The sequence below is a fragment of the Streptomyces sp. NPDC003247 genome (assembly GCF_042888135.1).
GTDB lineage: Bacteria > Actinomycetota > Actinomycetes > Streptomycetales > Streptomycetaceae > Streptomyces.
The window spans coordinates 14464-28913 of the sequence record NZ_JBIAPF010000007.1 but is presented as its reverse complement, the minus strand read 5'-3'; the positions used below and the strand labels follow the sequence as shown (position 1 = coordinate 28913).

At 73.2% G+C, this 14450-nt stretch carries 15 protein-coding genes, 2 tRNA genes and 1 riboswitch; of the genes, 11 read left to right on the top strand and 6 right to left on the bottom strand.

Annotated elements, in window-relative coordinates; genetic code table 11:
• The first annotated feature begins 38 nt into the window (after positions 1-38).
• Positions 39-1601 carry an amino acid permease gene (locus ACFYWQ_RS23600; RefSeq protein ID WP_389518853.1) on the top strand — a complete coding sequence of 521 codons (1563 nt, stop codon included), beginning with the start codon at positions 39-41 and terminating at the stop codon, positions 1599-1601.
• 89 nt (positions 1602-1690) lie between these two features.
• A tRNA-Lys gene (locus ACFYWQ_RS23595) sits at positions 1691-1763 on the top strand.
• Between the two features lie 57 nt (positions 1764-1820).
• Here the strand turns inward: ACFYWQ_RS23595 and ACFYWQ_RS23590 are convergent.
• On the bottom strand, positions 1821-2105 hold the full coding sequence (locus ACFYWQ_RS23590) for a GntR family transcriptional regulator (RefSeq protein WP_389518852.1): 285 nt from the start codon (positions 2103-2105) through the stop codon (positions 1821-1823).
• Between the two features lie 160 nt (positions 2106-2265).
• Here ACFYWQ_RS23590 and ACFYWQ_RS23585 point away from each other — a divergent pair, with 160 nt between their 5' ends.
• The 5 genes from ACFYWQ_RS23585 to ACFYWQ_RS23565 are packed head-to-tail and all read left to right on the top strand — an operon-like array spanning position 2266 to position 4814.
• Positions 2266-2541 (top strand): hypothetical protein, encoded by a 276-nt coding sequence (locus tag ACFYWQ_RS23585; protein ID WP_389518851.1) that lies wholly within the window; start codon positions 2266-2268, stop codon positions 2539-2541.
• The gene (locus ACFYWQ_RS23580; protein ID WP_389518850.1) at positions 2541-2870 is read left to right on the top strand and encodes a hypothetical protein; all 330 of its coding nucleotides are present in this window, start codon (positions 2541-2543) and stop codon (positions 2868-2870) included. The genes ACFYWQ_RS23585 and ACFYWQ_RS23580 overlap by 1 nt, the downstream gene beginning before the upstream one ends.
• 57 nt (positions 2871-2927) lie before the next feature.
• Complete coding sequence (locus ACFYWQ_RS23575) at positions 2928-3716, top strand: DeoR/GlpR family DNA-binding transcription regulator (RefSeq protein WP_389518849.1); 789 nt, start codon at positions 2928-2930, stop codon at positions 3714-3716.
• Positions 3717-3765: 49 nt separating this feature from the next.
• A complete protein-coding gene (locus ACFYWQ_RS23570) occupies positions 3766-4134 on the top strand; it encodes a DUF4406 domain-containing protein (protein WP_389519376.1) in 369 nt (122 codons plus the stop codon).
• Complete coding sequence (locus ACFYWQ_RS23565; protein WP_389518848.1) at positions 4131-4814, top strand: NUDIX domain-containing protein; 684 nt, start codon at positions 4131-4133, stop codon at positions 4812-4814. The genes ACFYWQ_RS23570 and ACFYWQ_RS23565 overlap by 4 nt, the downstream gene beginning before the upstream one ends.
• 51 nt (positions 4815-4865) lie before the next feature.
• On the opposite strand, the gene ribA is transcribed toward ACFYWQ_RS23565, so the two are convergent.
• Complete coding sequence (gene ribA / locus ACFYWQ_RS23560; RefSeq protein ID WP_389518847.1) at positions 4866-5501, bottom strand: GTP cyclohydrolase II; 636 nt, start codon at positions 5499-5501, stop codon at positions 4866-4868.
• A gap of 180 nt (positions 5502-5681) precedes the next feature.
• Positions 5682-6203 carry a MarR family winged helix-turn-helix transcriptional regulator gene (locus tag ACFYWQ_RS23555; protein WP_389518846.1) on the bottom strand — a complete coding sequence of 174 codons (522 nt, stop codon included), beginning with the start codon at positions 6201-6203 and terminating at the stop codon, positions 5682-5684.
• A 137-nt stretch (positions 6204-6340) separates the two neighbouring features.
• Here ACFYWQ_RS23555 and ACFYWQ_RS23550 point away from each other — a divergent pair, with 137 nt between their 5' ends.
• The 4 genes from ACFYWQ_RS23550 to ACFYWQ_RS23535 all read left to right on the top strand — a co-directional run bounded on the left by ACFYWQ_RS23550 (position 6341) and on the right by ACFYWQ_RS23535 (position 10301).
• Positions 6341-7477 (top strand): dihydrofolate reductase family protein, encoded by a 1137-nt coding sequence (locus ACFYWQ_RS23550; RefSeq protein WP_389519374.1) that lies wholly within the window; start codon positions 6341-6343, stop codon positions 7475-7477.
• Positions 7478-7561: 84 nt separating this feature from the next.
• Positions 7562-7635, top strand: a tRNA-Met gene (locus ACFYWQ_RS23545).
• Between the two features lie 412 nt (positions 7636-8047).
• Positions 8048-8206: riboswitch (cyclic di-AMP (ydaO/yuaA leader) on the top strand.
• Positions 8207-8213: 7 nt separating this feature from the next.
• Positions 8214-9239, top strand: a complete 1026-nt coding sequence (locus ACFYWQ_RS23540; protein WP_389518845.1) for a M23 family metallopeptidase — start codon at positions 8214-8216, stop codon at positions 9237-9239.
• Between the two features lie 117 nt (positions 9240-9356).
• Complete coding sequence (locus ACFYWQ_RS23535; RefSeq protein WP_389518844.1) at positions 9357-10301, top strand: aldo/keto reductase; 945 nt, start codon at positions 9357-9359, stop codon at positions 10299-10301.
• Between the two features lie 22 nt (positions 10302-10323).
• Here ACFYWQ_RS23535 and ACFYWQ_RS23530 read toward each other — a convergent pair whose 3' ends face one another.
• The 3 genes from ACFYWQ_RS23530 to lhgO form a co-directional block, all read right to left on the bottom strand.
• Positions 10324-11859, bottom strand: a complete 1536-nt coding sequence (locus tag ACFYWQ_RS23530; RefSeq protein ID WP_389518843.1) for a PrsW family intramembrane metalloprotease — start codon at positions 11857-11859, stop codon at positions 10324-10326.
• 78 nt (positions 11860-11937) lie between these two features.
• Positions 11938-12741 carry a tRNA (guanosine(46)-N7)-methyltransferase TrmB gene (gene trmB, locus ACFYWQ_RS23525; RefSeq protein WP_389518842.1) on the bottom strand — a complete coding sequence of 268 codons (804 nt, stop codon included), beginning with the start codon at positions 12739-12741 and terminating at the stop codon, positions 11938-11940.
• A 77-nt stretch (positions 12742-12818) separates the two neighbouring features.
• Positions 12819-14078, bottom strand: a complete 1260-nt coding sequence (lhgO, locus tag ACFYWQ_RS23520; protein ID WP_389518841.1) for an L-2-hydroxyglutarate oxidase — start codon at positions 14076-14078, stop codon at positions 12819-12821.
• Positions 14079-14450 lie beyond the last annotated feature (372 nt).

Here is a 14450-nt window from a genome sequence, read left to right as displayed (position 1 = left end):
GCGTGTGTCACGCCCCCGGTGAGGGAATTGCTGGGGGCATGACAGATGACGCCAGAGCGGGCGGGCCGTCCGACGAGGAACGGCTGGCCCAGCTCGGTTACACGCAGGTCCTCGCCCGCCGCATGTCGGCGTTCTCCAACTACGCGGTCTCGTTCACGATCATCTCCGTCCTGTCCGGCTGCCTGACGCTGTACCTGTTCGGCATGAACACCGGCGGCCCGGCGGTGATCACCTGGGGCTGGATCGCCGTCGGCCTGATGACCCTCTTCGTCGGGATGTCGATGGCCGAGATCTGCTCGGCGTACCCGACCTCGGCCGGCCTGTACTTCTGGGCCCACCGCCTGGCTCCGGCGCGCACGGCCGCGGCCTGGGCCTGGTTCACGGGCTGGTTCAACGTGCTCGGCCAGGTGGCCGTGACGGCCGGCATCGACTTCGGGGCCGCCTCCTTCCTCGGCGCCTACCTGAACCTCCAGTTCGGCTTCGAGGTGACGCCCGGTCGGACGATCCTGCTCTTCGCGGGCATCCTGGTGCTGCACGGTCTGCTCAACACCTTCGGCGTGCGCATCGTCGCCCTGCTGAACAGCGTGAGCGTGTGGTGGCACGTGATCGGCGTGGCGGTCATCGTCGGCGCGCTCGCCGTCGTCCCCGACCGGCACCGGCCGGCGTCCTTCGTCTTCGGCGAGTTCGTCAACCACACGGGCTGGGGCAGCGGGGCGTACGTCGTCCTGCTCGGCCTCCTCATGGCCCAGTACACCTTCACCGGCTACGACGCCTCCGCCCACATGACGGAGGAGACCCGCGACGCGTCCACGGCCGGCCCGAAGGGCATCGTCCGGTCCATCTGGACGTCGTGGATCGCCGGCTTCGTCCTCCTCCTCGGCTTCACCTTCGCCATCCAGTCCTACGAGGGCGCCCTCACCTCCCCGACCGGCGCCCCGCCCGCCCAGATCCTCCTCGACGCGCTCGGCGCGACCGCGGGCAAACTGCTGCTGCTCGTCGTGATCGGCGCGCAGCTCTTCTGCGGCATGGCCTCCGTGACGGCCAACAGCCGCATGATCTACGCCTTCTCCCGCGACGGCGCCCTGCCCTTCTCCCGGGTCTGGCGCACCGTCGACCCCGTCTCCCGCACGCCCGTCGCGGCGGTCTGGCTGGCGGCCGGCGGCGCCCTGCTCCTCGGCCTGCCGTACCTGATCAACGTCACGGCGTACGCGGCGGTCACCTCGATCGCCGTGATCGGCCTCTACATCGCCTACGTCATCCCCACGCTGCTGCGGCTGCGCAAGGGCGACGCCTTCGACCGGGGGCCCTGGCACCTCGGCCGGTGGTCGCGGGCCGTGGGGGTGGTGTCGGTGACCTGGGTGGCCGTCATCACCGTCCTGTTCATGCTGCCCCAGGTCTCCCCGGTCACCTGGGAGACCTTCAACTACGCCCCCGTGGCCGTCCTCGTCGTCCTGGGCTTCGCCGCCGCCTGGTGGATCGTCTCCGCCCGGCACTGGTTCCTGCGGCCCGCCCCCGCCGGCACGGCCACCGACGCGACCGCCGGTGAGGTCTCTGGCGAGGCCGCAGGAGCGCGGCCGGTGGCCGAAACGACGGATCCGTGACCTTTCTCCGCCTCCGGCAGGGCCGTGTCCCCGATACCCGATCGGAGACACGGCCTCCTCCGGCTATGCTCAGGGTGGCAACATCGCCTGGGCCCTTAGCTCAATTGGCAGAGCAGTGGACTTTTAATCCATTGGTTGTGGGTTCGAGTCCCACAGGGCCTACCGGAACGCCCCCAGCTCAGGAGTACTTGAGCTGGGGGCGCGGTCGTTTCGGCGCCTTCAGTTGTTCGGTTCGCCCTCGCCGGGCGGCTGCTCGACGACGAAGGACCCTTTGCCGCGCACGGTGACGATCAGCCCGCGCTCGCGCAGTTCCTGTGCAGCTCGCCGTGCCGTGAGCCGGGCCACGCCGTACTCGTCGGCGAGGTGGTTCTCCGAAGGGATGGGCCTGTCCGGGGCCAACTGCCCGGACGCGATCTTCTCGGCGATGACGTCGGCCAACTGGACGTAGAGCGGCCTCGCGCTCATGGGGTCCAGCGCGGCCTTCCGCTTTTCCGTATCGCTCATGTGTCCAACGTAGAGCGGTAGTGACGTGCACGATCGTGTGGATCCCTCTGTACTTGTATGTAGAGGGCTGCATCCCTGTGTAACGTCGGAGACGCAGAAGACCCCGGCGAGGTGGCCAGACCTCCCGGGGCACGGCCAACGCTGAACAAGGAGCGTCGACATGCACGACCTTATCCGCCGCGCCCTCGAAGGGCTGCGTCTTCTCTTCGCCCCTGGGGCGGGCGAACGGCGCCGGGCTCGCGGCCGGTTCTCCCCTCGGCCTCACCCCGCCGCCGTAGCCCTTCCCGCACCCCCGCCCCCGCGCCTCCCCCGCCACCGCTCCCCCTACGGACTCGTCACCCGCCTCGACGGCGCCGACTCCGCTCTCGTACGGCCCTTCCTCGCCGCTGCCGACCTCGACCGGCATCTGATCGGCGCACAGGAGGTGGCCGCGTGATGGAGCACACGACCGGCCCCGCGACCGCCTCCACCGCGCCCCGCCTGCTGCCCTGGCAGTCCCCCGACGGCAAGCCCTGCTACCTGGTCGCAGGCGGCGGTGGCGGATATGTGTCCCGCCTCGCCGACGAGATGGAGGCCACGCAGCTCGCCATGGGTGCCGATGTGCTCGGCCTCGCGCGCAGGGTGCTGGACGACCCGCGCTCGCCGTACACCGAGGTGCGGTACGCCGGTCTCCGGCTCGCCGAGTGCCTGGTCGACGCCCTGCGGGTCGCGGAGTCCCGGGGGATGCGCCTCCCGGTGCCGGACGGCGAGGACCGTCGGCCATGAGGCACGACCTGAACAGGTGAATGTTCATTCGCACACTCTCATGGTAGAAATACCCGCATGGGTGTAGCCAACCGTCTCGACCTGACCCTCCGCCTCGTCCAGGGTGCCGAAGGCCGCGTCTCCGTCGCCGAGCTCGCGCAGCGGCTCGGGGTGTCCGAGATGACCGTGCGCCGGGATCTCGACGCGCTGGAGAAGCAGGGGCTCGTGCGCAGGGTGCACGGCGGGGCCGTTGCCGATCGGGCGCGGGAGGAGGGGGGCGGGTTCGAGGCGCGGGCCGGGTGGCAGACCGCCACCAAGGACCGGCTCGGGGCGGCCGTCGCCGGGCTGGTGGAGCCGGGCGCGCGGGTGCTGCTCGACGCCGGGACCACCACCGTGCACGTCGCCGAACACCTCGCCGCGCGTGGGCCGTTGACGGTCGCCGTGCTCAGCGTGCAGGCCGCCGTGCGGCTCGCCGACCGGCCGGGGATCGAGCTGCTGGTCGTCGGCGGGCGGTCACGGCCGGGGGAGCGGTCCTTCGTGGGGCCGCTGGCGCTGCGCACGCTGGAGTCGCTGGCGTTCGACGTGTTCGTGATGTCCATCGGCGGGGTGCACGCCGCACACGGCTGGTCCGAGTTCTCCCTGGACGACGCGGCCGTGAAGCAGGCGGGGCTCGGCCAGGCCGGCCGCACGGTCGCCGTGGCCGACGCGACCAAGCTGGGCGTCCGCGCGTTCAGCCAGGTCGCCCCGCTCGACGCCGTGCACACCTTCGTCACCGACGCCGCCGCGGCCGACCCCGCCACCCACCCCGGCGGCCCGCAGACCCTGGACGCCCTGCGGGAGGCGGGCGTCGAGACGCTGCTCGTGTGAGCCCTCGAAGACCCCCAGCCCTCCGAAGGAGGTCCCGTTGACATCCCTGATGATCCTCGTCGCCGGCCCGTACCGCTCGGGCACCGGCGACGACCCCGCCAAACTCGCCGCGAACGTACGGGCCATGAACGAGGCCGCCCTCGCCCTCCACCGCGCCGGGCACCTGCCCGTCACCGGTGAGGCGCTCGCGCTGCCGCTCCTGGAGACGGCGGGCAGCACCGGCCCCGACGACCCGCTCTTCGCGGAGCTGTTCCACCCCGTCGCCGAACGCCTCCTCGACCGCTGCGACGCCGTCCTGCGCATCGGCGGCCCCTCCGAGGGCGCCGACCGGATGGTGGCCCGGGCCCGCGCGCAGGGCAAGGAGATCTACACGGAGATCGCCGACCTCACCGGCGTACCGGCGGAGGCCGGCCGATGAGCGCCGGGAACGGGAACCCCGCCCGTCCGGGCATCGACGTCCCCGACCCCCGCGGCCGTACCGGACTCGACCGCCACGGCCGCGACCTGACCGGCAATCCCCGCGTCCGCGTCCTCGACGTCGAGGTCCTCGCCTGCGACTGGTCGGTGCTGCGCCGCACCACCTTCGACTACCGGCACGGCGACGGCCACTGGAGCCGGGAGCGGCGCGAGACCTACGACCGGGGCGACGGCGCGACGATCCTGCTCTACGACCCCGAACGCCGTACGGTCCTGCTGACCCGTCAGTTCCGGCTGCCCGCCTACGTCAACGGGCACCCCGACGGCATGCTGCTGGAGACCGCGGCCGGGCTGCTGGACGGCGACGAGCCGCGGGAGGCGATCCGCCGGGAGGCGCAGGAGGAGACCGGGCGGACCGTCCACGAGGTCGAGCACGTCTTCGACGCCTACATGAGCCCCGGCTCCGTCACCGAACGCCTGAGTTTCTTCGCCGCGCCCTACGACGGGTCGACGCCCGGCGCGGACACCGCCGGGGTGGCCGAGGAGGGCGAGGACATCACCGTCGTGGAGCTGCCCTTCGGCGAGGCGCTCGACCTGATCCGCACCGGCGCCGTCGCCGACGCCAAGACGATCATGCTGCTCCAGTGGGCCGCGCTCGACGGGCCCTTCGCTCGCCGGTGAGGACGGGCGCACGGGGGCCGAGGGCGTACGGCGACGTGAGGCGGGCGCGCCTCAGCCGACGCCGCGTCCCGTGAGGTCCGCCAGCGGCAGTGTGTGCTGCGTCTGGAGCACCTTCGCGCGCAGGTAGCGGACGTTGTGCGGGGTGGTGAAGACGCCCGTCGGCACGCGGTCGTGCACGTCGATGCCCAGCGCGCGCAACTGGCCCGCCTTGTCGGGGTTGTTGGACAGCAGGTCGAGGGCCGTGATGTCCAGGGCCCGCAGCATCTGGGCGGCGGCCGTGTAGTCCCGGGCGTCCTCCGGCAGGCCCAGCGCGGCGTTCGCCTCGTAGGTGTCCAGGCCCTGGTCCTGGAGGGCGTAGGCGTCGAGCTTGTTGTACAGGCCGATGCCGCGGCCCTCCTGGCGGAGGTAGAGCAGGACGCCTCCCCGCTCGGCTATGCGTTCGACCGCCTCGCGCAGCTGGGGGCCGCAGTCGCAGCGGGCCGAGCCGAGGACGTCGCCGGTCAGGCACTCGGAGTGCAGCCGAACGAGCGGGCGGGGGCCGGGCTCGCCGAGGACGACGGCCACGTGTTCCCGGCCGTCGGTCAGACCGTGGAAGGTGACCAGGTCGGCGTCGACCGCGAAGCCGTCGTGGAAGCGCAGCGGTACCCGGACGCGGGCACGCGGGGTGGCGGCGGGGGTGTCGGGCATGCGGGTTCTCCGGGTCAGGGGGGCGGGGGCGGGGCGCGGGCGGTGCGCGGGGCAGCGCGCGGTTCCCCGCCGTGCCCGCCGTACATCTGCTTCAGGTTTGAAGCAGTTGGGTGATCGGGACCCTACCTCATGCTTGAAAGTTGAAGCAATGGGTCCGGGGGGCGGGGGGCGGGGGGCGGCTCAGCGGCCGTCGGTACAGGGCGACGAGCGCCGCCGCCACGGCAGGTCCTCGGGCACGGCCTCGCCGCCGCCCTCCTGGAGTCCCTTCGCCACCTGAGTGAAGATCTCCTCCAGTTGCCCCACCTGCTCCGGCGTGAGCCGGTCGAAGAGGGAGGCGCGCACCGTGTCGACGTGGCCCGGCGCCGTCCGCTCCAGCACCGCCATGCCCTCCTGCGTGAGGGCCGCGACGCTCCCGCGCTTGTCCCGGGGGCACTCCTCGCGCCGCACCAGACCGTCCTTCTCCAACCGCGCCACCGCGTACGTCAGCCTGCTCCGCGTGATCTTCAGCTTCTCCGCCAGACAGGTCATGCGCAGCCGCCGCTGCGGCGCCTCGGAGAGGTGGGCGAGGATCGAGTAGTACAGGTGGGGCATGCCGGCCTCCTGCTGGAGCTGCCGGTCGATCGCGTCCTCCAGGAGGAGGTATCCGGCGACGTACGCGCGCCAGGCGCGCTGCTCCTCAGGGGTGAGCCAGCGGGTCGTCATGCTCCCAGTGTAGGTTTGTTTCAAACTTGAACCAAGAGTTCCCAAGAGTCGCGGACCTCCTGCCGCCGACCCCCGCCGCGCCAGGACCCCGTGCACACCCCATGACCCCGTCGACCGTCCCCGGAGAGGCCGCGCCGATGCCGTACCCGTACGTCCTGCTGTCCGCAGCCGTCTCCCTCGACGGCTACCTCGACGACACCGGCCCCGACCGCCTGCTGCTCTCCGGCCCCGCCGACTTCGACCGGGTCGACGAGGTGCGGGCCTCCGTGGACGCCATCCTGATCGGCGCCGGCACCCTCCGCGCCGACAACCCCCGCCTCCTGGTCAACGCGCCCGAGCGCCGGGCCGCGCGCCGGGCGGCCGGCCGGCCGGAGTACCCCCTCAAGGTCCTGGTCAGCGGCTCCGGCGAACTGGACCCGGCGGCGCTGTTCTGGCACACCGGCGGCGAGAAAGTCGTGTACACCACCGACCCGGGCGCCGAGCGCGCCCGCTCGCTCGGCCTCGCCGCCGACGTCGTCCCCCTCGGGCCCCGCCTCGACTGGCGCCGGCTCCTGGAACACCTCCACGACGTCCGGGGCGTGCGCCGGCTCATGGTGGAGGGCGGCGGCACCATCCACAGCCAGCTCCTGCGGGAAGGCCTCGCCGACGAACTCCAGCTCGTCCTGGCGCCCCTCTTCGTGGGCGACCCGGACGCGCCCCGGCTCTTCGGGCCCGGCGGCTACCAGGGCGGACGGCTGCGCCTGGTCGAGACACGGCGCCTCGACGACGTCGTCCTGATGCGCTACGAGCCCACCGCGCCCGGCGCCGGCCCGCTCCCCACCGCCGCCGACCGGCACTGGCTGGCCCTCGCCTGTGAGCTGGCCGCCGCCTGCCCGCCGTCGCGGACCGCGTTCAGCGTGGGCGCGGTGGTGGTGGCCGCGGACGGGACGGAGCTGGCCCGCGGCCACTCCCGCGAGGCCGGCGACCCCGTCGTCCACGCCGAGGAGGCCGCCCTCGCGAAGATCGACCCCGCCGACCCCCGCCTGGCCACGGCCACCGTCTACAGCAGCCTCGAACCCTGCGCCCGCCGCTCCTCCCGCCCGACCCCCTGCGCCCGCCTCGTCCTCGCCGCGGGCGTCCGCAGGGTGGTGACGGCCTGGCGCGAACCCGACACCTTCGTGACCGACGCCGACGGCACCGGCCTGCTGACGGCCGCGGGCGTCGACGTCGCCGTCCTGCCCGAGTACGAGGAACGGGCCAAGGAGCCCAACCTGCATCTGCTGCACGGCGGTTGAGCCGGGCCGGGGCCCGTGGGGGGCGGCCCCGGGGAAGCCGTGTGCTTCAGGCCCCGCGGATGGCGTACACTGGTGTCATACCGACGCGGGGTGGAGCAGCTCGGTAGCTCGCTGGGCTCATAACCCAGAGGTCGCAGGTTCAAATCCTGTCCCCGCTACTGAAGGCCGAGGGCCGGAATCCTGATCACAGGATTCCGGCCCTCGGTGTGTTGCGCCGTCGCGCGCCCCCAGGGCCTCCGGCGCACGCCCCCGAGTCTTCGGTGCCCGCCCAGACGTCTTCGGCGTCCGCCCAGACGTCTTCGGCGTCCGCCCAGACGTCTTCGGCGCCTCCCTCACGGAACGTGAGCGGGTGAGCGCCCTGCGCATAACAACTGAGTCACCATCAAAAAGGCCTTGGCGGGCGCAGCGTGTTCGACACCGGGTCAACTCGCCCTGATTTCATCGACCCTGAGGTATAAGTCCAGGCCATCAATGTTGTTGATCAAGGGGAACGGCTTGGAAACCCAGCCCCGGGTCTATTAACGTTCGATAACGCAGCGCGGTCGTCCCAGCCGTCACAAGAGGCGGCTCCGTGCGCACGCGCCGAATCCCGTAAGGGAACCGGGGAACCACCACCTTGGGGTGAATCACGCGGAGCCGCCGTGAGGTAACGGCCGGTATACGCGCGTAGGAGACCTTCCCGCTCCGAACCCGTCAGCTAACCCGGTAGGCGACGGAAGGAAAGGAGTACGCCCGCGTGGCGTCCAACCGGCCTGCCCCAGAAGCCCCGAGCGCGCCCAGCCAGACCTTCGGCTACGGCGGCTACCGCACCGACGAGGGCCCCTGGGAGGAGTGGAACCCCACCGCGGATTCCGTTCGCCCGGTACGCGGCCGGCACCGCGTCGCGAAGCAGCGCGGCGGACTCGCCCGCAGCTCCACCGTTCTCGGCGTCGGTGTCATAGCCGCCGTCGGCGCGGGCGGCATGGCCAGCGCCAACACCGGCAAGCCCCCGGTCTCCATCTCCATGCCGGACCTCCCCTCCGTGGGTTCCCTGATCTCGGACGACGACACCCCCGAGGAATCCACGGCGTCCGCCCTCAGCAGCTTCGGCACCACGGCCGCCGACGACGACGGCGGCGACAGCTCCGCCGACGCCGGCGAGGCGCTGCGCAGCCGGATCATGGCGCAGGCCGAGTCGCAGCAGACCCAGCTCGAGACCAAGGCGCAGGCCGCCGCCGAGGCCGCCGCCGCCAAGGCCGAGGCCGACGCGGCCGCCAAGGCGGAGAAGGAGGCGGAGGCCAAGGCCGCCGCCGCGAAGAAGAAGGCCGCCGAGGAGGCCGCGAAGAAGGCCGAGGCCGAGCGCCTCGCCGAGCTCGCCAAGCAGTACACGCTGCCGACCTCCTCGTACACCATCACCTCGACGTTCGGTCAGGCCGGCGCCTACTGGTCCTCCGGCTACCACACCGGCCTCGACTTCGCCGCCCCCACCGGCACCCTGATCAAGGCCATCCACAGCGGCACCATCACCTCGGCGGGCTGGGACGGGTCGTACGGGTACAAGACCGTGCTCACCCTCGACGACGGCACCGAACTCTGGTTCGCCCACCAGTCGTCCATCAGTGTCAGCGTCGGCCAGAAGGTCTCCACCGGTGACGTGATCGGCCGCGTCGGCGCCACCGGCAACGTCACCGGCGCCCACCTCCACCTGGAGGTCCACCCCGGTGGCAGCAGCACGGGCGTCGACCCCGCGGCCTGGCTCCGGGACAAGGGGCTCAACCCCTGAGGCCGTCCCGTAGGCCCTGAGTCTTCCGGGGGCCGGTGAGGTGGTCTCCCGGATGTTTGCGAACACTTGGCCGGAGGCGTGAAATACACGCCTCCGGCCGAGGCGTTGCCATGGAGCATGACGTCTCTGCGCAAGCTCGGCTCCTCCGACCTCGAGGTCTTCCCGCTCGCCCTCGGCGGCAACGTCTTCGGCTGGACCGCCGACGAGGCCGCCTCCTTCGCCGTCCTGGACGCCTACACGGCCGCCGGCGGCAACTTCGTCGACACCGCCGACTCCTACTCGGCATGGATCGAGGGCAACAGCGGCGGTGAGTCCGAGACCCTGATAGGCAAGTGGCTCAAGGCCCGCGGCAACCGGGACGACGTCGTCATCGCGACGAAGGTGAGCCAGCACCCCGACTACCAGGGCCTGTCCGCCGCCACCATCAAGGCCGCCGCCGACGCCTCGCTGCGACGCCTGGGCACCGACCGCATCGACCTCTACTACACCCACTTCGACAAGCCCGAGGTGCCCGTCGAGGAGATCGTCGGCGCGCTCGACGAACTGGTGAAGGCGGGCAAGGTGCGGCACATCGCCGCCTCCAACATCTCGCCCGAGCGGCTGCGGGCCTCCCTGGACTTCTCCGACCGCGAGGGCCTCGCCCGGTACGTCGCCCTCCAGCCGCACTACAACCTCGTCTCGCGCGACACGTACGAGGGCGGACTCCAGGACCTCGCCGCCGCGGCCGGGCTCGCCGCCGTGCCGTACTTCGCGCTCGCGTCCGGCTTCCTCACCGGCAAGTACCGGCCCGGGACGACCGTGGACAGCGCCCGCGCCCCGAGGGCCGCCGGGCACCTGGGGACCGAGCGGGGCCGGCGGGTGCTCGCCGCCCTGGACGAGATCGCCCGCGCCCACGACAGCGAGGTCGCCACCGTGGCACTGGCCTGGCTCGCGGCCCGGCCGACGGTCGCGGCGCCCATCGCCTCGGCGCGGACCGTGGAGCAACTGCCCGCGCTGCTGGGGGTGGCCGAACTGGAGCTGACCGAGGGGGAGATCGCGCGACTGACCGAGGCCTCGGCCTGAGGGGACCGCGCCGGCCCGGCTCTTACGGCCGGTAGGGGTGGTGGGGGCCGTGCCCCGGGTGCGGCCCCGGGTGCGGCCCCGGGTGCGGCCCCGGGTACGGCCCCGGGTGCGGCCCCGGGTACGGCCCCGGTCCCGTCGGGTACCCGTAACCGCCTGGTCCGTGGCCGGAGGGTCCCTGACCGGGGTGCACCTGACCGGGGTGTCCCTGACCGGGCTGGCCGTAGCCCGGCCCGCCGTATCCGGGGTGCCCGGGGTGCCCGGGCCCGTGGACCCCGTACGCCGGCCACGGTGGCACGGCCCACGGGACCGGGGGAGCCGTCATGCGGGCCGCGTGCTCCAGGGCGGGGCGGGCGACGTCCTTGCGCCGCCAGAGTTCGTTGAGCAGTTCCCGCTCCCGTACGACGAAGTCGGCGCCGGCCCGGCCGAGGCTCCCCCGGTGCCGCAGGAACGCGAGGGAGGTCGCGTACGCCTCGTACCGCGCCACCTCGCGCGCGGCGGGCTTGCCCAGGTACCGGCGGGCGTGGTCGCGGGCCAGCCGCCGGGCGCGCATCGAGCCGAGCGCGTACGGCTCCCCGGGGGCGAGCCACCCCGCGGCCGCGTAGGCGGGCAGTTCCTCGCGGACGGTGCCCAGTTCCCGCTGGCGCGTCCACACCACCAGCCAGGTCAGCACCGCGAACGCCGGCACCATGAACGCCCCGTACACCGCGAGGAAGCCCCACTCGCCGAAGGACGCCGAGCCGTTCCAGAGGGCGTGCATGACCATGGCGAGCAGCAGGCCGGCCAGCGGGAACAGGACCCGGCGGGCGCGCCGGCGGTGCCCGGAGAGCGCGGCGATGCCGAAGCCGATGCCGGTCAGGACCGTGAACAGGGGGTGCGCGAACGGGGACATGATGATGCGCACGAAGAAGGTCGCGGCGGTGACGGAGGCGATGCCGCCGTCACCGGTGAGCTGGTCGGTGCCGAAGGCGTTGCCGAGGTAGAGGATGTTCTCGGTGAACGCGAAGCCGGTCCCGGTGACGCCGGCGATGACGACTCCGTCGACCAGCCCGGTGAAGTCCCGCCGACGGAAGAGGAAGACGAGCAGGACGGCGGCCGCCTTGGCGGACTCCTCCACGACCGGGGCGACGACCGTCGCGCCCAGGGTGTCCGCTCCGGCGGGGTCGGCGGTCGCCGTGGCTATCCAGCGGGTGGCGAAGCTGTTGGCGACGATCGCGATCAGCGCCGCCGCGCACGCCCCCCACGCGAACGCGAACACCAGGTTCCGCCAGGGTCCGGGCTCGACCCGGTCGAGCCAGCGGAAGACGGCCACGAGGAGCGGGACGGGCAGCACGGCCAGCCCCAGTCCCACCAGGAACCCCTGGGTGCCCGTCTGTTCGCGGACCAGGGCGAGGATCACCAGCCCGGACAGGGCGAGCAGGGTGATCAGGGCGCCGTACCGCACCCAGGTGTGCTGCCACCAGTGCGCGTGCCGGACCCCACCGCCCTCCGGCACCGCGCCGGACTGCGGCGGCTGCGGGGGCTGTGGCGGGTGCGGCGGGTACGGAGGACTGGTGGCCACGGCATCGACCCTAACGAGGGAGAGGACGGCGGTGGAGGGGGCCGGGGGCGGTGACCCGGGCGGCGCGGGTGCTCGGGGTCAGCCGTGCTGTACGCGACGGAACAGCAGATCGTTCACCACATGACCCTTGTCCAGGCCCTGCCCCTCGAAACGGGTGAGCGGCCGGAACTCGGGCCGGGGCGCGAAACCGCCGTCCGTCTGCGTGTTCTCGAAGCCGGGGTGCGCGGTGAGCACCTCCAACATCTGCTCCGCGTACGGCTCCCAGTCGGTCGCGCAGTGCAGCAGCGCGCCCGGCCTCAGGCGGGTCGCGGCCAGGGTGAGGAACTCCGGCTGGATGAGGCGCCGCTTGTGGTGGCGCTTCTTGGGCCAGGGGTCGGGGAAGTAGACGCGCAGGCCGTCGAGGGAGTCCGGGGTCAGCATCTCGCGCAGCAGGATGATCGCGTCGCCGTTGCCGACCCGGACGTTGGTGAGGCTGTCGCGGTCGGCGAGGTTGAGGAGGTTTCCCTGGCCGGGCGTGTGGACGTCGACGGCGAGGAGGTTGGTGCCGGGGGCGGCGGCCGCCATGCGCGCGGTGGCCTCGCCCATCCCGAAGCCGATCTCCAGGACGACGGGGTGGTCGTTCCCGAACAGCTCGGTGAGGTCGACGCGGTGACCGTCGATGTCGAGCCCCCACTTCGGCCAGAGCCGTTGCAGCGCGTCGGCCTGTCCCGTGGTCACCCGGCTGCGGCGGGGCTGGAAGCTGCGGATCCGCCGCTCGAAGTGCGAGCCGGTGGGGTCGGCCTTGGGGCCGTCCGGGAAGCGGGGCTCGCCCTTGGCGCGGGTACGGCGGAGGGACTCGCCGGGGGCGGGTCGGGAGTCGGGGGTGTTCAGGGAGTCAGACACAGTGGGGCCGATTTTACGTGCGTGGGTGGACGGGGTGGACGGGGTCGGGGCGGGGGTGAGCGCGTGCTCGGTGGGGATCAGCCGTCGGCCAGCGCCCCCAGGGCCCGCCGGGCCACCTCCCGGCCGATCGGCAGGGAGGCCGTCGCCGCGGGGGAGGGGGCGTTCAGGACGTGGACGGTACGCGGGCCCTCCCGGATCAGGAAGTCATCCACCAGACCGCCGTCCCGCAGCACCGCCTGGGCCCGCACTCCGGCCGCCGCGCGCACCAGGTCCCCGTCCTCGACGGCCGGCAGCAGCCGGCGCACGGCGTCCGCGAAGGCCGCCCTGGACAGCGACCGGCGCAGCTCGCCGGCGCCGTGGCGCCAGTGCCGTCGGGCCAGGTGCCACACCCCGGGCCAGGCCGCCGTCGCCGCCGCCTCCCGCGGGCGTACGACCCCCCAGCCGTACCCCTCCCGGGCCAGCGCCGGGACCGCGTTGGGGCCGATGTGGACGCTGCCGTCGACGCCGCGGGTGAGGTGGACGCCGAGGAACGGGAACGCCGGGTCGGGGACCGGGTAGACCAGGCCGCGCACCAGCTCGGGGCGCGCCAGCTCGTAGTACTCGCCGCGGAACGGCACGATCCGCATCCCGGGCTCGTCGCCGGTCAGGCGGGCGATCTCGTCGCAGTGCAGACCCGCGCAGTTGACCAGGACGCGTCCCCGGACGATGTCGCCGCGGGCGGTCAGGACGGCGACGCCGCGGCCGGGGCGGCGGTCGACGCGGACGACCCGGGTACCGTGGCGGATCTCCGCGCCGGACGCCTCGGCCAGTTGCCGGGCGACCGCCGTGAAGTCGCAGACGCCGGTCGTGCGGACGTGGATCGCCGCGAGGCCGCGGACCTCCGGCTCGTACTCCGTGATCTGCGCGGGGCCCAGCTCCCGGACCGGGATGCCGTTCTCCCGGCCGCGCTGGACGAGGGCGTGCAGGCGGGGCAGCTCGGAGCGGTCGGTGGCGACGATCAGCTTGCCGGTGACGGCGTGCGGGATGCCGTACTCCGCGCAGAACTTGATCATCTCGGCGGCGCCGCGGACCGCGTAGCGCGCCTTGAGCGAGCCCGGGCGGTAGTAGATCCCGCTGTGGACGACGCCGCTGTTGCGCCCCGTCTGGTGCCGGGCGAGCCCCGGCTCCTTCTCCAGTACGGTCACGCGTGTACCCGGCGCGGCCCGCGTGATCGCGTGCGCCGTCGACAGGCCGACGATCCCGCCGCCGATCACCAGCACGTCACAGTCGTAGCCGACCGCCCGAGTCCCCGGCACCTGCCGCGCCACCTGCACCACCTCCCGGCTTCGATAGTGCACTGCGCCACTGACAACGGCTTGAAACCCCGGACGGCGCCCCTTACCCCGTGTCCCGCGTCTCGCGGGAGCGTGTCCTACTTCTCGCGGGCACGCCGCACGGGTGCCCTGCATCCCAAGCGGCCCGGCGGTCCTACCTGCCCTACGGGCCCCACGGGTCCCATCGTCCCGGCTGTCCCATGGCCCCGGCGCCCCGGTGCTCTCATCGGTCCCGGCAGTCCCCCCTGCACCGAGCGCCCCGCTGGTCCCACCGGCCGCTGGTCCCGAGCGCCCCGGCGATCCCATCGCTCCCGGCCGTCCCCCGGCACAGCCCAGCGCGGCCCGGCCCAGCGCGGCCCGGCCCAGCGCGGCACGGCCCAGCGCGGCCCGGCCCAG